Source organism: Methanobacterium formicicum, assembly GCF_029848115.1.
GTDB lineage: Archaea > Methanobacteriota > Methanobacteria > Methanobacteriales > Methanobacteriaceae > Methanobacterium > Methanobacterium formicicum.
Genome location: NZ_JARVXG010000032.1, coordinates 1 through 20,000, shown reverse-complemented (window position 1 = coordinate 20,000; position 20,000 = coordinate 1). Strand labels below are relative to the sequence as shown.

The following is a 20,000-nucleotide window of genomic DNA, read 5'->3' as shown; positions in this document are numbered from 1 at the left end:
TCTGGATGCAGATGTGGCCATGGCTAACCTGGAACTCATACTGGGTATGGAAGGAAAGTCAGTGACTCTGCACGATGTTCTTTCTGGAGATGCGGATATTGAAGATGCTATTTATGAGGGACCGGGCGGTGTTAAAGTGGTCCCCGCTGGAATCTCACTGGAAGGCCTTCGTAAAATCAAAATGGATCGCCTGGAAAACGCTCTGGAGGTACTGGTTGAAAGGGCCGATATACTGTTAATTGATGCCCCTGCTGGTCTGGAAAAGGATGCTCTGGCAGCCATAGCTGCTGCCCAGGAAATGATACTTATCACCACCCCGGAAGTACCATCCATCAGTGATGCCCTAAAGACCAAGATAATAGCCAACCGGCTGGGTGTGGATATTTTGGGAGTAGTAATCAACCGGGAACAGCATGATAAAACCTTCTTAACCATCAGTGAAATTGAAACCATTTTGGAAGTGCCGGTAATTGCGGTAATCCCTGAAGACACTGAAGTCAGCAGGGCCGCTGCCTTTGGAGAACCTTTAGTAATCAAAAACCCTAAATCTCCCACCAGCAATTCTGTCATGCAATTGGGAGCGGACCTGATAGGTGAAGAGTACCAGCCAATTGAACCAGACAAGAAGGGAGTTATCTCCAAACTGGTGGAAGGATTACTGGGAAGGAGATAAAAATTTTTAATTTTTAACTGACTGGAGAGTACATGTCAAGATTCATTGCACTTGCATCTGGAAAAGGTGGAGTAGGGAGAACCTCCCTTACTTTTAATTTAGGTGTGGCCTTGAGCCTTTTTGGTGAAGAAACAGTCATGCTGGATATGGATCTGATGATGTCCAACATGGATGTTATCACCGGACTTTTGAATCCAGAGGTAACCCTGCACGATGTATTGATGCGTGATAAAGCAGTCCAGGACTGTGTTTACCAGGTTAATCAGGGTGCCCTGGTAATACCTACGGGTATGCATTTTGAAACCTTGAAAACCATTAACCCCAACTATGTTTCCTGGCAAAGGATAATGGAAGAAATATCAGCCTATGGAAATATTTTCCTGATGGACCTACCTTCTGGTATAAATTCAAATATCTTCGAAGCCTTACCCGAGGACACGGAAGCCATACTGGTTACCAATTCTACCATGCCCTCTGTTGCTGATGCTCTGAAGATAAGAATTCTCTTAAACGAACTAAACATTGAAATCCTTGGTTTTGTCCTGAACATGTGGTACGATGATAATTTTCTTCTCTCAGTTAATGAAATAGAATCCATACTGGAAGTACCCATGATCTCGGTTATTTCCTACGACCGGGAGATGGACCGTTCCATAGCACTGGGCAGTTCAGTGATGGAATTAAACCCTGCATCCCCCATAAGCAATGAAATAATGCAACTGGCCGCGGATCTTGTTGGAAAGGAATATAAACCGGTACAGCCTGATAAAGAAGGGATTATGGAACGTATTAAGAAATTTGTGGGTATATTACCTCCTGAAAACAAATAATTAATATTTTTCTAAATTTAAAACCCTTATTTTTAACTTTAAGTCTGTTTTAATCTTTTTTTAGAATTAGTACCTTGATTTGCTTTGATTCCATCAATGAGATGCTGATTTTTATCCTTACAATCCATAAAATTGGGCTGCATTCTTACAAGACAACATATCAATTTTTTTATCATCCCACCCAGCCATTTTAAGTGCGTGCACGGTTTTAGGGACTGATAAAGGGTCGGAAGGTGAAGAACTCATGTCACTATCCAGCATGAACCTTTCGGGGCCGTATTCACCGAAGGTTTTCTCTAGCATCTCCACCGCCTCGGTAGGTGTCATCTTCTGTGGCTGCACAGTTACCCCCATCATCCCTTCAAAATCAGCCATTAAATCGATTATGGATGGATCCACATGGTCCACCACCACCAGAGACGGATCAATGTTACCTTCAATTATAGAAAGGGTTTTAATGGTTATTTCCCTTTTATTCTTTCGTGGGGTGTGCACCGCCACTTTCATGCCCAGTTCATTGGCCATTTCTAGCTGAATTCGGAATACTTCCCGTTCAAGGTTGGAAGCAGTTTCCAGTCCAATTTCTCCCAGGGCAATCACCAGGTCCTGATCCAGGAACCAGGGGAGTTTACGGAGCACTAACTTATAATCTTGGCATATACTCCGTGGGTGGAGTCCAAGGGCAGCTTTAAGAGTGAGACCATTTTCTGCAGCCCGTTTAAAATCGTTTTCCAGTATACGGTAGAAGTGGTCCAGGACCACGGCCGAAGTGCTCATCCTCAGGGGGTCATGAGCCAGTGTAAGGGCAGACTCTATCCCGGCAACAGCCATATTCTTAAAATCCTCGTAAGGCCGGCAATCCGCATGTATGTGTGCGTCTATCATAAATTCATCTCCATAAAATTTCTACCTTGAATGGTTAACTGTTTTTTTAAAGTTTAATGAAAACTATCCATATATATTATGTCTAAAATCACCATTTTTTATTCTAAAATTAATTAAGAACTTCGAACATATAAGTACTATGTAAATGGATAATTCCATAATTTCCTTTCTCTTAAGAAGGCGTAACTGTGGATATGGAAGAAATGGTCAAAACGGCTACATTAAAGGTTTTGAAGGCCATAGCCAAAAAAACACGATATAAAACTGGTTCGCTGCCCAACTAACTGAAAATTGCCCAGATGATCCCTAAAGACGAACTGGAAGCATTGTCATAAGAAGATTAAGTTTTCCCCATTAAAATTTCCCTATTGAAAATAAAAACCTATTGAAAATAAAAAAAATATGAATAAAAAAAAGTGTTTTTAGGACATATTTATTGTCACTAATAAAATATGGGTTTAGATGTCACTAAAATTCACTTTTTTAAGTAATAAGTTGTTTATTTTATCCGCCACAATGGATAGAGGCACCCGAACCTGTTCCTGGCTGTCACGTTCACGTATGGTAACCGTCTCATCTTCCAGGGTCTGGTGGTCCACGGTAACTGCAAATGGTGTTCCAATTTCATCAGAACGAGCATAACGACGGCCTATGGTTCCAGAAGTGTCCACTTCAGCTATTATGCCTTCCCCACGGAGATTTTCCATTAGGGTATTTGCTATTTCCACCAGTTCATCTTTGTTTACCAGTGGGAAGACATTTGCTCCCACCGGGGCGATGTCTGGTGGGAAATGGAAAATATTACGCTCATCTTCCTGGGTAAAGGAGTGGAGGAGTACGGAGTAGGTTATACGGTCAATACCGTATGATGGCTCAATTACATGGGGATATATCTTTTCACCCCTTACAGTTTCTTCAACTTCTTCGAATGATACGAGATCCGGAGTTAACTGGTAGGTCTCACCTTCCAGTTCCACCTCATAAACACCTTTATCCTGGAAAGCTTCTTTTATAATGTTGGAATCTGCTTCTTTGAGGAAATTCATGATCTTAGGGGCCGCACCCTTAAACAGGGGTCCAAATTTTTTCATGTCCGGTTTGGCCGCTATCTTGGTGATGGTTCGTGGTTCATTGTATTCTATGAAAACGGATAGATCTTCCTTACTGTACTGACTGTGGGATTTAAGGTCGAAATCTGTTCGGTCGGCAATTCCAATCACTTCGATCCAGCCATAACGGTCGGTGTAGATTTCCACATCCCAGCAGTCAATGGCGTAGTGGGCCATCTCGGTCTTCATGTGCTGACGGAACCTTATCACATCTCGTGGTATTCCCAGATCCTCCATGAACTGGTCAGCCAGACATAACTGGTAGGTTAACATTTGACTGGATACCACTCCGGTATCCACGGCTTCATGGGCGGTGATTTGGACTGATTCCCCATCTTTCTCCTGGGCATCGGCAGTGTATAGGGTAAGGGTTTGCTGGGCCACCTTCTGGAAGCGGGGATGTTTCTTATCCCGGGGGTCCACGAAGATCTCTGCTTCAGCCTGGGTGAACTCCCGAAGCCGGATAACGCCCTGACGTGGGGAGATCTCATTCCGGTAGGCCTTACCCAACTGCACCACACCGAAGGGGAGTTTCCCACGGAAGAACCTTAAAAGTCTCTTGAAGGGTATGAATATGCCCTGAGCGGTTTCTGGTCGCATGTAACCAGTTTTTTTACCTTTAGCACCAATAAGAGTTTGGAACATCAGGTTGTAACTCCATACATGGGTCAGGTGGCCTCCGCATTTGGGGCAAGGTATCTGCCGGTCGGATAATATCTCGGTGAGTTCCTGGTTTTCTAATCCTTCGACTTCTTCTCCAATGGCTTCTTTAATAACATGATCTGCCCGGAAAACTTCCAGACAATCTTTACATTCAGTCATTGGGTCGTTAAAGTGATCCACGTGTCCCGAGGCTTTAAGTGCCTCTTCGGGCATAATGGTTGGTGATTCTATTTCGTAGAATCCCTCACCCACCAGGTAGTACTCCCTCCACTTGTTCATGATCTTATTTTTCAAGATGGCCCCTAAAGGACCGTAATCAAAGAATCCTGCCACTCCGGAGTAAATTTCAAACGATGACCATAAAAATCCTCTTTTTTTGGCAATATTCATAACATCTTCATTTTTCATTTATATCCTCTCATGATTCATCTTTAGTAGTGAATAATATTATAAAATTAAATTGTAGGGTTTATTCCCGGCAAAAAGATACAGTATACCCGGATAATCCATAAAGCAAACTTTAATTCATTTAATCAAAGTAACCTAAACCATTTAAAGCAACTTCAATCCCTTTAATTTAAAGTAATTTTGTTTGCTTCCGGTCTCTGATCTCGTAGTCCTGTTTGATTTTACTGGTAACTGGTTTGTCCTGACCCATATATTTACTATCCCGCTCAGGATGTCCGTAGGGACGTAGTGATGGAGTGGTCATGGTTTCAAACACGATCTGGCATACTCTTTGACCGGTGTAGAGTGCAACTGGCATTTTACCTATGTTAGATATTTCCAGGGTGATCTTCCCTTCGAATCCCGGATCAATGTAGCCGGCAGTTACGTGCATGGTGATACCCAAACGCCCCATGGATGAACGCCCCTCCACACGGGCCACCAGGTCATCAGGGAGTTTAACAGCTTCGTAGGTGGTGGCCAGTGCAAATTCACCGGGATGTATTATGAATGCCTCTCCCTGTTCTAAATGGAATGATTCCATGTAGGACTCCAGGTCAGATTTGTCCAGGGGGTCGATACAGGGCTTCCGGATTATGCGAAATCCTTTAAATTCATTACCAATCCTGAGATCCACTGATGATGGCTGGATCTGTCTACTTGGGTCTTCCAGGGGTTCTATGGTGATTTTGCCTTCATCCAAATATTTTATGATATCCTGGTCACTTAAAATAGCCATTTTATCCTTATTCTCCCTTTTTAGTTAGTTATTTAATTATTAGTTGTTTTGGGGATAAATCCAATCTGTACATTATTCTTAAATTTTATTTACGATGCTTTTAAGTGGATTATTATTTACAAAGTTTTTATTTACAAAGTTTCAATTAATCTACTTAATAATCCTCCACTTTACTATTTATTATATTCTCTCTTTAATCCTTCGAAACACTCCTTTAAGAGTATGGGCTTCTCTTCCGGAAATAAATGCCCTTCCCATCACTCTTCTAAACACTGTGGAAGCATTCTTCTTTTTATGATCAGGGTAATCCAGATGGTCCAGTACTTCGTTCATGTCCCGGATTAAATCCTGTTTTTCCTCCACCGAGGCTTCGCCTATCTCTTCCACGGGATAGTCTTTTTCAGTCTTAAAAAGTTCATAAAAGATGATGGCTGCAGCATGGGTGATGTTAAGGATGGGATACACGTCATGGGTGGGAATGGATACCACCACGTCACACAGTTCCAATTCCTGATTGGTGAGGCCATCCCCTTCCCTGCCGAATATTAGTGCAATATTGCCCCTTTCATTTAAGTTTTGGGCCAGGTTCTCTGGAGTAACGGCGATACGGGGGATGTTGTAACTTCCACCAGCTGTACCCGTAGTGCCCACTGCAAAGTCAATTTTATTTATTTTGATAAATTCCTCCAGTGAACTGTACTCCTGGCGATTGGAAACAATTTCTCGGGCATGCATAGCCTTATAATACGAATCATTCTCCAGTTGGCAGGGATTAATAAGCACCATATCCCTTAAACCGAAATTTTTCATGGTTCGCGCCAGAAAACCAATATTCCCTGGAGTTTCGGGCTCCACAAAAACCACATAAATCATGTTATCCTGTTCAAATCCTTTTTTTAGTTTTATAGTTTGTTCTGAAGTTATGATGATAAAAGGGATTACCTGAGTATTGACGTTACCATCCTCTTTTTATTGATAGGCCTTTTCCAGTAATTTTAGTAGGTTCATAACTTCCAGGTTGAGACCTTCCCTCTCCAGGGATGCCCTGATGTTATTTTCACAGAAGGGGCAAATGGTGATCACCGCATCCACACCCAGTTTTTCAATCATCTCTGCCTTGGCACGGCCTAAATCTGCAGCAATTTCTGGTTTACCGGATCTCACACCACCACCAGCACCACAGCACTGGTCAGGGACTTCCATTTCCACGAATTCCAGACCTTTAATTTTCCTTAAAATTTCACGGGGTTCCTCCCGGATGCCCTGGCCACGAACAAGGTGGCAGGGGTCGTGGTAGGTTACCTTCAGGTTAACCGGTTTCATATCCTCTGTTTTCAGTTTATCTGCCAGATACTCACTGATATCCATTACCTTGAACTGGACACCGTATCGGGGATAATCCTTTTTAAGGGTTGCACCACAACCGGCACAGACAGTGATAATGGTATCGTAACCCGCAAAGGCCTCGGCATTCTTTTTCACCAGATCTTCCACAATATCAGTTTGTCCGGTTCGGATGAGGGGAGAACCACAGCAAACCTGCTGGCTGGGCACCTCTACTATGACATCATGGTTGTTTAGAACGTCCAGGAGGGCCATTCCAATCTCAGGCAGACGATAATCCATGAGGCAACCAGTGAAAAGGGCAACTTTTTCTTTTCCCTCGGCCGCATCTTTGGGTAACCCTCGGGAGTTGGCTATTTTCACAAAACCATCCCTCATGGGACCTTCTTCCAGGGGTTCCACGGATCTTCCGGTCTTTTCAATGAGTTCCTTTAAAGCGCGATGGGGTGGAAGGGGCCCAATACCTTCCTGGTAAGCCATTTCCCGTAATTTTTCAATGGCACCACCAAAGGTGTTGATTTCCTTGGGACATACCTCCACACATTTAGAACAGGATGTACAACAGTAAAGCCCCTCTTCGAAACCTTCCTCTGCCCTATCAGAGCAATCTCTTGGATCAAATGCGAATTTAGACAGATAACGCATGAAATAGGGTCCTGCAAATTCATCATTAACTTTCAGTACAGGACAGGCTGATAAGCAGGAGTAACAGTCAATGCAACTCCTTAACTTCTTGGTGTTGGCCAGATCTTCAGGATTGATAATGGCCGGACACTCACCACTCTCACATTCATCCTCAAGGAAGAGGCCTATATCCTTTACTTTACCGTCCATTTCGCTTCGATCAACAACTAAATCCTTAACAACTGGTAAATTAAGGGGTTCAATTACATCTTTATCCTGTATCTCTTTTTTACAGGCCAGGGCCATTTCTCCATTAACTTTAACTGCACAGGATCCGCACTGACCCGCCCGGCAGGAACTGCGATAGGCAATGTTCGCCTGATGGTGCTGGTTGATGTAATTCAAGGCGTCCAGGACTTTCATTTTATCCTTTCTTTTAACCGAGTAAGTTTCAGGGTGGGGTTTTTCATCCCTGGAAGGCTGGCGCATAACAGTTACATTTATCATTTCCATCTCCGACATGATTTAAGCATTTAATGATTTTGTTAATTGGTTTAAACTTTTAAAAAACATTATTAGTTAGTTAACTGGTTTTTTTAGATTTTTCAAACTCAGTTTAAAGATCCATTCTATAAACTCCAATGGCGATTGAGAGTTAAAATAGAATCAATAGATATTAGGTGCTATTCCTATAAAAAATATTATACCATGAAGAAATATAGTCCACCAAAATTGGAATTCATGAGTGAACCTTTTTAGGGATTATCAATCCAAATCCTTCACTAAAAACCAGTAAATAGCCAGTTCATCTTCCAATTGGGGGTGGTTGGTGTAAGTTGCAGCCACCAGATCCCAGTACTCTTTGCTGTGGTTTCTGACCTTCAGGTGACAGATTTCATGGTGCACCACGTATCGGATAAGGTTTTTTGGTAGGTATCTCAGGCGGGTGTTTATATTTATGTTGGCCTGGTTACTACAGCTTCCCCAGCGGGTTTTCATCCGCCGCAGAGTTACCTGGTTAACCTTCAAACCCATTTCACAAGATATTTCATCCACCAAGGCCGTGACCATGTCTCGAAAGTCTTCTCTACTCCTACTAAAATCCAGCTTCCTTTTTTGAGATTCACTTCTTAACCTTCTGATTCGTGAAATTTTTTGATAAATCCATTTCTCATGTTTATCCACCAGTTCCTGGTAATCATTCACCCCGGGCGGCAATATAAGGTTAAGTTCCCCATTTTTAATTTCCAAACGGGCATATTTCACTTTCCGGTGGAATACATGATAGTTAACCTCAATATCCTGGATTTTAATTTTCCTCATCAGGGTTAATTATAATAAAATCCTTAAATAATCTTCTATTAGTAAACTTATACTGAACTTTTCTAATGCCAATAGTGAGGGGGACCATGAAAGAAACTTCATTTGCAGTGGTTATTGTAACATTTCTGGCCTTTCTGGGTGTTTTATCAGGGATAGTTTTGCTGGCGGATAATGAAACCTCTATATTGGAAGATGCGGGTTCTTTTTTAAACCAACAACAGGACTCCAGTATTCCTCCTGTAGACCCCGTGCAAAACACTTCCGAAATTTCTAACACCACCAATCTCTCGAGTAACTCCAACCAGACTCCAAAAAATAACACCAAATCCACTAATTATTCGGTTGAAACAGTTTTAGGACAAAAAACACCCCTGCGTGATGGTGTGCAACTGGTTTCTGATATCTGGATGCCCACTGAGGAGGGCCAATATCCAGTTATCATGATTCGAACACCCTACGGTCGCAGCAACCCTCAAATGAACTACACTGGTATGGGAGAGTATTTCGCCCGACAGGGCTATGTATTCATGGTGCAGGATGTGCGGGGTAAAGGTGACTCTCCAGGGGATTTCGGGTTCCTGTTCCAGGAAGGACAGGATGGTTACGATTCTATTGAATGGGCGGCCAACCAGTCCTGGTCCAACGGACGAGTAGGTATGATGGGTTTTGATTATATGGGAACTGACCAGTGGTTGGCTGCCCGGGAAAAACCACCACACCTGGTATGCATCGCACCCACCGCAGCCACGGGCAGATACATGGAAGAAGTACCCTCCATTGGGGGAGTTTTCTATATGGGATGGGCTCTCCCCTGGACACTGGTCAACAACGGCCGAGTTTCTGATTCCAATACTCAAAACCTTAACTGGACTTCCATATTCAATCATCGGCCACTTTCAACGGCAGATGAGCTGACCGGAACACAGGTTGCTCTCTACCGCCAGTTCCTGGAACATCAGACCCGGGATGATTACTGGAAGCGGATCCAGTTCACAGACCAAGATTTTGCAGGTATCAACATCCCTGTCCTGACTACCACTGGTTGGTTCGATGTTAACCAGCCCGGAGCACTCTTCTACTGGAATGGTCTTAAAAAGAATTCCACACCCAGTGACCAGTACCTGATCATAGGGCCCTGGACACACGAGGGAACCTTTGAAACAGAGGAACAAGTATCTCCAGTAGGAGATCTGCAGGTTCCTGGAACCCCGAAAGATTTACTGGCCACTCAACTGGCATTTTTCAATTACTACCTTAAAAATTCAACTGACTCCCCTCAGTCCACAGTTAATAATTCTAACTCCAGCTCCTCCAACACTATTCCTTCCAATAATAACACTACTATTTCCAATATTAATATCACTAACACCTCCAGTACTTTAAATGGACCGTTAAATCTACCTCGAGCAACAGTCTACATCACTGGTTTGAGTAAATGGATAAACCTCACCACTTATCCTCCAGAGGACATGAAAATAACTCCCCTCTACCTTAACAGCCGAGGGCAGGCCAACACCTTAAATGGTAATGGTTTCCTGCAATGGAACCTAACCTCCACCAATGCCTCCCTAAATTCCAGTGCGGTAAATTCAACTTACAGTACCAACTTGACAGCTAATTCCGATGGTTACACCTATGATCCGGCCAACCCCCGACCAGTTACATCCGGGGGTTATGCTATCAACTCCATCAGCACTGAAAACCGTTCTGATGTCCTGGTTTACACCACCACTGCACTGGAGGAACCAGTCATGATATTGGGTCCAGTGACCGTAGAATTGTATGCAGCCAGCACTGCCCGGGACACGGATTTCGTGGCCAGAATCATGGATGTATATCCCAATGGAACCACCATAAACCTGGGTAACTTTGAATCAGGGGGATCCATTAGAGCCAGATTCAGACAGGGATTTGACCAGGAAATCCTATTAGAACCAGGTAAAATTGAAAAATACCGAATTGAACTTTATGATATGGGACATGTGTTCCTCCCTGGTCATAAAATCCGCCTGGAAATATCTTCCAGTGCTTACCCTATACTGCACCCCAACCCCAACACTGGTAATCCCATTGCCACAGACACACAGCAGCAGATAGCAAATCAGACCATTTATCACGACTTGGAACACCAATCATCCCTGTTACTGCCAGTTATACCTTCTAATAGCTCCACCTATAAAGGGTTGCTGGGATCTTATTTGTAAGAATGTATTATGTAGGAATATTCCATTTACAATCTATAAAAAAAGAGAATAAACCTGGGAAATAAATCTTTTCAAGGGTCCCCATAAATTTTCAAATAACTAACCCTAAATATCTAAATCTATATACTAAAAATATCCAAAGCTATATTTTAGTCTGATTAATAATCTAGTCTGATTAATAAAATTATGAATTTAATTGTCACTTTAATCTAAGGAAGATAGTTATGAACATCAAGGAAATACTCACCAGAAAAGAGAAGGATAAACTGTTCCTGATGGGTAACGAAGCTGCAGTCCGCGGAGCACTGGAAGCCGGTGTGTCTGTGGCCAGCACCTACCCCGGAACACCTTCTTCTGAGATTGGAAATGTTTTATCAGTCCTGGCTGAAGAGGCAGGGATGTACTTCGAATTTTCAGTCAATGAAAAGGTAGCCCTGGAAGTGGCTGCCGCTGCCGCTGCCTCCGGACTCAGATCATTTACCTTCATGAAACATGTGGGCCTGAATGTGGCCTCTGACTCCCTGATGAGTGTGGCCTACACCGGTGTCCGGGGAGGAATGGTGATCCTCACGGCCGATGACCCCTCTATGTTTTCATCCCAGAATGAGCAGGACAACCGTCACTACGCACGACTGGCTAACCTACCCCTTTTGGAAGCATCCAGCCCCCAGGAAGTTAAGGATCTCATGAAATACGCCTACCAGTTATCGGAAGAATTTGAATTACCGGTGATTCTCAGGACCACCACCCGGGTTTCCCATATGAGGGGGGTAGTGGAACTGGGACCCCTTAAAAAAGCCCCGACAAAGGGACACTTTGATAAGGATCCCCAGCGCTTCGTACCGGTACCTGAATCTGCCCGGGTAATGCACCGTAACCTGGTTGAGAAAATGGCGGAAATAGGTGTGCTTTCCAATAACTCATCCCTAAACCATCCCCTTAGTAGGGGAAGTCAGGTAGGAATCATCACCAGTGGAAGTGCCTTTAACTACGTGATGGATGTGGTGGAGGAGTACAATTTACCGGTGAATGTCCTTAAAATAACCTTCTCCCATCCTTTCCCTGAAAAAAAGGTGCTGGAGTTTATGGATAACCTGGAAATGGTGCTGGTGGTGGAAGAGGTTGACCCCATAATGGAAAAAGAGGTGCTGGCAATTGTGGGTAAACACCATCTTGATAAAACTGTTCACGGTAAATTAGACGGAACTCTACCCATGATATACGAGTACAGTCCAGATATAGTGCTGGGAGGAGTGGGCCGGATGATGGGGTTGGAAATGCCCCCTGAAGATGATAAAACTTCCCTGGGGCTTCCCAAAAGACCGGCCACACTGTGCCCGGGTTGCCCCCACCGTGCAGCATACTTCGAGGTTAAGAAGGCAGCAGAAGAACTGAATATAACTGATGTGATCTTTCCCACTGATATTGGCTGTTACACCCTGGGTATTGAACGCCCCTACCAAACAGCAGATTACCTGTTATCCATGGGTTCCTCCATTGGAACTAGCTGCGGGTTCTCCAAAGCCACGGACCAAACTGTGGTGAGTTTCATAGGTGACTCTACCTTTTTCCATGCCGGTATACCACCTCTCCTCAACGCAGTGCACAATAAAGCCAACTTCGTCCTGGTAATCCTGGACAACCGTACCACAGCCATGACCGGAGGCCAACCACACCCCGGACTACCCATTGATGGTATGGGACTGGAAGCACCAGAAATATTCATACCAGCAATGGTAAAAGCCTGTGGAGTGGAAATGGTGGAAACCATTAACCCCCTCAATGTACGCAACTCCCGGGAATCATTCAAAAAGGCACTCCAGTACGAGGGAGTGGCGGTGGTTATCTCCCAGTACCCCTGCATGTTAATCAAAGGAAGAAAAGAGACGGGTAAAAACATCGTTATCGATGTCCAGGATGATAAATGTACAAACTGTGATACCTGTGTCCTGGAGCTTACCTGCCCGGCCATTTACACCAGTGAAGATGGTAAGATAAGGATTGATCCCCTGATGTGTAGAAAATGCAATGTATGTGTACAGACCTGTCCAGAGAAGGCTATAAGAGCCAAAAGAATAGATGTAGAGAAAGGGAGGAACAAACAATGAATCCCTATAATATTTACATTTCAGGAGTTGGTGGTCAGGGTATCATCAAAACCTCGGTGATCATGGGAGAAGCAGCCATGCAGAGTGGTTTATCTGTAGTGGTGGGTGAAATCCACGGAATGTCCCAGAGAGGAGGAGTGGTATCCACCCAGATGAAAATAGGAGACTCCCACAGCCCCCTCATTGAAGAAGGAAAAACTGACCTTTTACTGGCCTTCGAACCATTGGAAGCCCTCCGGGCGATGAATATGATTAATGAGGATAGTTATGTGGTTGTGAACACCTCTACTATTTATCCCTTTAACATCAGGCAAAGTGAACATCCTTACCCTGAATTATCCACCATGCTGGATGAACTGGAATCCCAGGCAAAGAAGGTCATTGCCCTGGATGCTGATGGAATTGCCAAGGGTGCCGGTCACATCCTGGCCATGAACATGGTCATGTTAGGTGCTGCTGCAGCCATACCAGGATTTCCTGTGGATAAAGAAACCATAATAAAATCAATGCAGGATAACCTGCCAGAAAAGAGTATTCCTATAAATTTAGAGGCCTTTGAGGAAGGGTTTAAGTTCTGTTTGCAGAATCTCTAATTTTTTTTTTAAAATTCAATTTTTATATTCAATGTGCTTAAATAATCAGAAAATTAAAAAAATAGGGAAGATACGGTTAGACTACCAATCGTAAACTTCCTCCGGTGGAATCACTGTGGCCCCACCTTTTTCCAGGGCCTTGACTCCGGCATCTATATCCTCCGGATGGAGTAATACTATGGCTCTTTCTTCTTTTTCATCCACAAAGGCGTAAAGATAATCCAAGTTTATATCCGAGTCATCCAATATTCCCAGAATGGTGCTGAGCCCCCCTGGCTGGTCTGACATCTCCACAGCGATGACATAGCCCATCTTCACCACGAAGTTGTTATCTTCCAGGATACTTTGAGCTTTATCAGGTTCTGGTACAATTAACCTTAAAATACCGAAGTCTGAGGTGTCAGCAATGGATAGGGCCCGGATGTTGAAGCCAGCATCAGCCAGAACATCCAGCGCATTCCTCATTCTACCCTTCTTATTCTCCAAGAATATTGATAACTGTTTTATTTTCACTCATATTCCCCCATTAACTTTCGTGTTTGAGATAATTCCCAACTACAGTACTTTTCATCTGACAATGAATTTCATTAGTCACTATTTAATTCCCGTTTATCAATAACCCGCACTGCTTTCCCCTCGCTACGGGGCAGTGTCTTTGGTTCTACCAGGGTAACCTTAACCCTTAAACCGATTTCATTGTGTATATATCCTTCAATCTTCTTCTTAATTCCAACTAACTCTTTAACCTCGTCGGAGAAGAGTTTAGGGGATGTTTCCACCCGTACTTCCAGTTCATCCAGGTGATGTGGGCGGGTGGCAATTATCTGGTAGTGGGGTTCAATACCATCCATCTTCAGGAGTGCCTTCTCAATTTGGGAGGGGAACACCGCCACTCCACGAATCTTAAGCATATCATCGGTTCTTCCAGTGATACGGTCCATCTTAACCATGGTGCGTCCACAGGAACAGGGTTCTCTCTGTAAACTGGTAACATCCTTGGTTCTAAAACGAATGATGGGCATTCCTTCCCGGGTTAAATTGGTTAAAACCAGTTCTCCCTTTTCACCATCATCCAGCACTTCCTGGGTTTCAGAATCAATGATCTCCGGGTAGAAATGATCTTCCATCACATGCAATCCATCCTGCACCGGGCATTCCAGGGCAATTCCCGGACCCATAATCTCAGTAAGTCCATATATATTGTACGCTGGTGCATTAAAACGTTTTTGGAGTTCTTGCCGCATTTCTTCAGTCCACATTTCCGCTCCAAATCCAATGGATTTCAAATTAAGATCATCTGGAGTCACACCTTCTTCCTCAGCCACTTCGGCCAAGTAGAGTCCGTAGGATGGTGTAACAATCAAAACACTGGTCTGGAAGTCCTTCATTATTTCGATCTGCCGGCGAGTCTGTCCAGTGGAAATGGGAATCACCGTGGCCCCAATGTTCTGAGCACCATAATGCACACCGAAACCACCGGTAAACAGCCCGTAACCATGGGTATTCTGGATTATATCATCTTCATCCACTCCGAACATGGTTAAACCACGGGCCATCACTTCGCTCCAGGTTTCCAGATCCTTACGAGTGTACCCTGACACGGTAGGTTTTCCAGTAGTCCCGGAGGAGGTGTGGACCTCTACAATCTCCCTTTGAGGTACAGCGAACATTCCAAAGGGATAGGCTGCACGGAGATCATCTTTGGTGGTAAATGGTAATTTCTGGATGTCTTCCAGGGTTTTAATATCCTGGGGCTTAACACCCTGTTCATCAAAACGTTTTTTATAGTAAGGAACATTCTCGTAAGCATAGTTTACAACAGCCTGTAACCTTTCAAGCTGTAGTTTTTTCATCTCCTCTCTAGATTTAGATTCAACTTCTTCATTCCACATCATTTTTCAAATCCCACCGGCCAAATATTTTAGATTATTGGTTAAATCCCTTTCTCGAAAGCCCTCATTCGCACTTAGATATAATAATAAATATTCACTTAGCAATATTCCTAACCTATAACATTGGTTATGCATTTACATGAAAACTGTTTATCACTGTGTCCATCTCGGATTTATAGTCCAGAAGGGCTTTATCAAAGACAAAGATAATGAAATAAGCAGTGTTATTCTTTTGTAAGGCAATTCCACGGGTGGTGAAAACCTTATCTCCCGGCTTGTAGTTGGCTTCCAGTTCATAAGCAGTGACATTGTCAATAGTTAAATCACCTTCATAATAAATTATGCCCTTTTCTAAAACATTTGAACGCCATTTAGCTACTCTGTAGGTGAAATTCCGGGTAAGTAATTCTTCCTCGAAGATGGAAAAACTGTTATTTTCATCCTGGGAAACGGAAACAATCAGGGAAGAAGACGTGCCATTGGTAACATTCCAACCTGCAGGATAATCAAAAGAGATATTACCATTATTATAATGATTTGTAGAATTAACAACGTGTTGGGTGGTGTTGTTACTGATATTAGTCTGGTTTTTATCACCAGTAATCCATAGCGCCGTACCAGCAACCAGGATAATCAGAATAATAATTCCAATAATGCTCCAAATAGGTTTTTGCCCTATGGTTTTAAGGAATTTTGTTCTAATGTCCTTAGAACTGGATTTTTTATCAGCTTGGGTGTGGGGAACTCTCAGCTTACGGGGACCCTCCTTTTCATGTTTCCCTGTGCTGATTTTGTTGGGTTTAAAGGAGGAAACTTTACTGGAAAGGGAGGTCTCCCCTTTTTTCAATTTAAGAGAACTCACTTTCTCCTTAATATCGGCACGTGCCTTTCCCAATTTGGATGAATCTCTCTTACCATTACCATTTTCTGGTCTTCTTAATCGAGGCGGCCCATCTTCGCTCAATTATTTCACTTTCCTTTTCCAATTCTATTAATTCATTAATCTAAAGTTGATTTAATCCTATCTATTTTAACTTCTATCTATAGGGTATTAATGGGAGTTTATTGTTAACATTATTTAAATTTTGATGGATGGGGTGAAGGTTTCTGGATTTAAATCTTAATTTATATGATAAATTTAACTGGATTAATATTAACTGGCCTCCACAAGTCAAAGTTTATATAGGGTCGCCAGAAATTGAATAATCATTAATAATAATGATAAAATTGTTGTAAGAGGATAGGTTGTGATTAAGTGGACTTAATGGTATTGACTGTTGTTGTTTTGATATTTCTCCTGATAAATGGATATGTGGGTTATATTGCATGGCGAAGGACCAAGAGTGCCGATGATTACATGGTTGCGGGCAGGGAAACCCATCCATTCATCATGGCCCTGAGTTATGGGGCTACCTTCATCAGCACAGCGGCTATTGTTGGATTTGGAGGGGTTGCTGCCAATTATGGGATGGGCATCCTATGGCTGGTCTTTCTAAACATCCTGGTGGGGATATTCATAGCCTTCGTATTCTTTGGTAAACGAACGCGAAGAATGGGACACAATTTAAGTGCCTTAACCTTTCCTGAATTTTTATCCCGACGTTTTAACAGTCGATTTATTCAGTACTTCTCAGGGGCAGTTATCTTCATTGGAATGCCCATCTATGCTTCGGTAGTTCTGGTGGGTATGGCCCGGTTTGTGGAAACAACACTGCAGCTTGATTATAACATAGCACTGGTGGTAATGGCTGCTATTGTAGCTATTTATGTTATTTTTGGAGGAATACGTGGTGTCATGTATACTGATGCCCTGCAGGGAAGTATAATGTTCTTTGGAATGATATTTTTATTGGGTGCAATTTACTGGATGTTAGGAGGTGTAGTTGACGCCAACCAGGCCTTAACCAATCTGGTGAATATTGTACCGGCCAATACTACTGCGGCAGCCACTGCCACTGGATTCACGGGGTGGACGTCCATGCCTGCTTTGGGGAGCACTTTCTGGTGGACACTGGTATCCAGTCTGATTATGGGTGTGGGTATTGGGGTACTATCCCAGCCCCAGCTTGTGGTCCGTTTCATGACCGTTAAATCAAACCGTGAATTAAACCGGGCAGTCCTGATTGGTGGGGTTTTCATATTCGTCATGACTTTCGGGGCCTATGTGGTGGGTTCACTCTCCAATGTCTATTTCTTCCAGACAACCGGCCAAACTGCAGTTCAGGCTGCAGGGGGAAACCTGGATAAGGTCATACCCACATTCATCGCCGCGGCCATGCCCTTATGGTTCGCCTACCTCTTTATGGTCGCCCTGTTATCCGCAGCCATGTCCACCCTCTCGGCCAATTTCCATGTGCAGGGAACCGCCTTTGGAAGGGATATCTATGAAACCATTGTCAATAAAACCGGAATATCCTCGGTAAGGGTAGCCCGGATCGGGATCGTTATTGCGGTGATTATTGCGGTGATTATGGGATTCGTCTTACCGGCCAGTGTAGTGGCGGTGGGAACATCCATGTGGTTTGGAATCACGGCTGCTGCATTCCTGGCAATATACGTGGCTGCCGTCTACTGGAAAAGGGCCACCAAAGAAGGAGCAATTGCTGGATTACTGTCCGGAACACTAGTCAGTTTATTCTGGATTATATTCGGTTACAAGAAAACTGCTGAGCCCCTGGGTATTTCCAAAGCACTTATGGGACATTCCACTATCATAACCTCGGTTCCCTGGCCCACCGTGGATCCCATGGTGATTGCCCTACCAGTGGCTATCATTGCCACCATAGTGGTCAGTTTACTCACCAAACCTCCAGAAAAGGAATTTGTGGATAAATGTTTTGAAGGCATAGACACGGCCAAGGGAAAATAATAGAATAAATGAAATTAGTGGGTATAATGAAGTTATATGGGGAAATTAGTAGGTTATGAAATGGATTATGAAGATAATGTAGGATTTAAACCATGAAAATCCAACCATTCCTTTATAAAAAATCCGATAAAAAGACCTGGGATGATGTTTTCCAGAGTCCCTGTCCAGTTGAAGTAGAGAGCCTCAAAACCGGGACAGTGCTAATTAACCGGAAGGGAACCATTAATCCCCATCACCCCCTGTCTGGTGATGTTACCAGTGAAGAACTGGAAGTGCCCATCCTGGCCCATTGGGTCCACCACCCGGAAAAGGGTGATTTTCTTCTGGATGTGGGATTGGATTCCTCTTACTTCGCTGATTCCCGTGGGGGATTAGAGGGGACTGAAGTTGATGAATACCAGCAGGATAGGCATGAAAATATAGCCTATCACCTGAAAATCAATAATATCAATCCTCAAATGGTTTTTTTAAGTCATCTGCACAGTGATCATGCAGCAGGAGTCAGGGAACTGTCTAAAAACATTCCATATATAACGGGAAAAGGGGAATACCAGGAATACCAGCCCCAGATACACGGTGACTTCTTAGAGGGGATGGAAGAGTTAGTGGAAATCGATTACTCCCAGGCACCGGTAATGCCCCTGCTAGGTGCCAGTGTGGATCTGTTGGGTGATGGGTCGCTATGGGCCATCCATACGCCGGGACACACCCCTGGACATAGTTCTTTCCTGGTGAATGGCTTGGAGGGTCCAGTTTTACTGGCCATGGACGCTGCTTTCATCCCTGAAAACCTGGAGATGGGTGTGGCCCCCAGTGACTACACCTGGAATGTGGACCTAGCCCAGAAAAGTCTGGAGAAAATAATCGAATTTTTAGGGGAGTATCCGCAGGTTAGGGTGGTCGCTGGTCATGAGCTATTAAAGATGTTTTAAAAATTTTCAATGTTTATCCATATAACTGAAACTTACTAAAAAATAAGTAGTATTTAAAAGTTTTAACTTCTTTTTTGTTTTATAAAGGCTCCGATAGCTCCACAAATGGCACCAGTAAATCCATATATAGTAATACCAATCAATGTTCCGGTTATCAAAAGAAGACCAAATTCTGTATTGGTATTGCTTGGTAAAATAATATTTATGACATTGCCAATGTTGACTGCTATGAACCCACCGATGAATCCGGCTAATGCTCCATGAACAGCACCATTCTTGTAATTTTTGTCAACGGAGTAACCAACACATAATGTTGCTATTATTATTCCAATTAAACCCAATAAAAAACCAAGAAATGCTGTTACAATAATTCCTAATATTAAAGTATTCCAATGAATCCTTTTCATTTTTATTGAATTCTCATTTTTAACTTCGAAATCATCAACATAATCTAATTCCCCACCACATTCACACTGAAAATCTCCAAGATTATCACTTGAGTTCAACTGATATTCTTTTTCACATTCTCTGCATTTTGCAATTACCAAAATTTAATCCCCCTAATTTAATTTAGAATTGTGATTAATAAAATATATTACAAAAATTTCTAATTTAATTACTTTCCCAAATTAACCATATAATAGTTATGTTTATCAAAAAAACCCAAATTTTTCAGTTTTTTCCACTGGAATCATTTAAAGGATTACTTGCGGTTTAAGTAATGAAATAAGTGGAGTTGACACTGTCAAAAACTTGAGGGTTTTT

Annotated in this window: 17 protein-coding genes (1 of these 17 running past the window's edge); 7 read left to right on the top strand and 10 right to left on the bottom strand. The window is 43.1% G+C overall.

Translation table 11 applies throughout. The features are described from left to right. On the top strand, positions 1-673 hold the 3' portion of the coding sequence (gene minD / locus QC759_RS02745) for a cell division ATPase MinD (protein WP_048072170.1). 107 nt of this gene lie to the left of the window's left edge; 673 of the gene's 780 nt are visible here — the last part of the coding sequence; the start codon falls outside the window, past its left edge; the stop codon is at positions 671-673. A 32-nt stretch (positions 674-705) separates the two neighbouring features. Beyond that, on the top strand, positions 706-1,503 hold the full coding sequence (gene minD / locus QC759_RS02740) for a cell division ATPase MinD (protein WP_048072169.1): 798 nt from the start codon (positions 706-708) through the stop codon (positions 1,501-1,503). Positions 1,504-1,620: 117 nt separating this feature from the next. On the opposite strand, the gene QC759_RS02735 is transcribed toward minD (QC759_RS02740), so the two are convergent. From QC759_RS02735 to QC759_RS02710, 6 genes are all read right to left on the bottom strand, one after another. Continuing rightward, positions 1,621-2,388 (bottom strand): TatD family hydrolase, encoded by a 768-nt coding sequence (locus QC759_RS02735; RefSeq protein ID WP_048072168.1) that lies wholly within the window; start codon positions 2,386-2,388, stop codon positions 1,621-1,623. Between the two features lie 458 nt (positions 2,389-2,846). Continuing rightward, a complete protein-coding gene (glyS, locus tag QC759_RS02730; RefSeq protein WP_048072167.1) occupies positions 2,847-4,568 on the bottom strand; it encodes a glycine--tRNA ligase in 1,722 nt (573 codons plus the stop codon). 169 nt (positions 4,569-4,737) lie between these two features. Continuing rightward, positions 4,738-5,346: a dCTP deaminase gene (dcd, locus tag QC759_RS02725; protein WP_048072166.1), complete on the bottom strand. Its 609-nt coding sequence runs from the start codon at positions 5,344-5,346 to the stop codon at positions 4,738-4,740. Between the two features lie 180 nt (positions 5,347-5,526). After that, a complete protein-coding gene (locus QC759_RS02720; protein WP_048072165.1) occupies positions 5,527-6,219 on the bottom strand; it encodes an RNA methyltransferase in 693 nt (230 codons plus the stop codon). 96 nt (positions 6,220-6,315) lie between these two features. Then, positions 6,316-7,821: a fumarate reductase (CoM/CoB) subunit TfrB gene (tfrB, locus tag QC759_RS02715; protein WP_048072164.1), complete on the bottom strand. Its 1,506-nt coding sequence runs from the start codon at positions 7,819-7,821 to the stop codon at positions 6,316-6,318. A gap of 258 nt (positions 7,822-8,079) precedes the next feature. Then, on the bottom strand, positions 8,080-8,637 hold the full coding sequence (locus QC759_RS02710; protein ID WP_048072163.1) for a M48 family metallopeptidase: 558 nt from the start codon (positions 8,635-8,637) through the stop codon (positions 8,080-8,082). A gap of 86 nt (positions 8,638-8,723) precedes the next feature. Here QC759_RS02710 and QC759_RS02705 point away from each other — a divergent pair, with 86 nt between their 5' ends. From QC759_RS02705 to QC759_RS02695, 3 genes are all read left to right on the top strand, one after another. Then, positions 8,724-10,841 (top strand): CocE/NonD family hydrolase, encoded by a 2,118-nt coding sequence (locus QC759_RS02705; protein WP_052659954.1) that lies wholly within the window; start codon positions 8,724-8,726, stop codon positions 10,839-10,841. 224 nt (positions 10,842-11,065) lie between these two features. Then, positions 11,066-12,949 carry an indolepyruvate ferredoxin oxidoreductase subunit alpha gene (gene iorA / locus QC759_RS02700; protein ID WP_048072162.1) on the top strand — a complete coding sequence of 628 codons (1,884 nt, stop codon included), beginning with the start codon at positions 11,066-11,068 and terminating at the stop codon, positions 12,947-12,949. After that, positions 12,946-13,542 carry an indolepyruvate oxidoreductase subunit beta gene (locus QC759_RS02695; RefSeq protein ID WP_048072161.1) on the top strand — a complete coding sequence of 199 codons (597 nt, stop codon included), beginning with the start codon at positions 12,946-12,948 and terminating at the stop codon, positions 13,540-13,542. The genes iorA and QC759_RS02695 overlap by 4 nt, the downstream gene beginning before the upstream one ends. An 81-nt stretch (positions 13,543-13,623) precedes the next feature. Here QC759_RS02695 and QC759_RS02690 read toward each other — a convergent pair whose 3' ends face one another. The 3 genes from QC759_RS02690 to QC759_RS02680 form a co-directional block, all read right to left on the bottom strand. Continuing rightward, on the bottom strand, positions 13,624-14,055 hold the full coding sequence (locus QC759_RS02690; RefSeq protein ID WP_048072160.1) for an ACT domain-containing protein: 432 nt from the start codon (positions 14,053-14,055) through the stop codon (positions 13,624-13,626). A gap of 74 nt (positions 14,056-14,129) precedes the next feature. Further along, positions 14,130-15,437: a phenylacetate--CoA ligase family protein gene (locus QC759_RS02685; RefSeq protein WP_048072159.1), complete on the bottom strand. Its 1,308-nt coding sequence runs from the start codon at positions 15,435-15,437 to the stop codon at positions 14,130-14,132. Positions 15,438-15,561: 124 nt separating this feature from the next. Beyond that, complete coding sequence (locus tag QC759_RS02680) at positions 15,562-16,398, bottom strand: PsbP-related protein (RefSeq protein ID WP_048072158.1); 837 nt, start codon at positions 16,396-16,398, stop codon at positions 15,562-15,564. Between the two features lie 291 nt (positions 16,399-16,689). Here QC759_RS02680 and QC759_RS02675 point away from each other — a divergent pair, with 291 nt between their 5' ends. Then, entirely contained in the window at positions 16,690-18,303 is a 1,614-nt protein-coding gene (locus QC759_RS02675; RefSeq protein WP_197050483.1) for a sodium:solute symporter family protein, read from the top strand. Positions 18,304-18,395: 92 nt separating this feature from the next. Continuing rightward, positions 18,396-19,235 (top strand): MBL fold metallo-hydrolase, encoded by an 840-nt coding sequence (locus QC759_RS02670; RefSeq protein WP_048072156.1) that lies wholly within the window; start codon positions 18,396-18,398, stop codon positions 19,233-19,235. 62 nt (positions 19,236-19,297) lie between these two features. Here the strand turns inward: QC759_RS02670 and QC759_RS02665 are convergent, their stop codons facing one another. Then, positions 19,298-19,783 carry a DUF5518 domain-containing protein gene (locus tag QC759_RS02665; protein ID WP_052399943.1) on the bottom strand — a complete coding sequence of 162 codons (486 nt, stop codon included), beginning with the start codon at positions 19,781-19,783 and terminating at the stop codon, positions 19,298-19,300. Between the last annotated feature and the right edge of the window lie 217 nt (positions 19,784-20,000).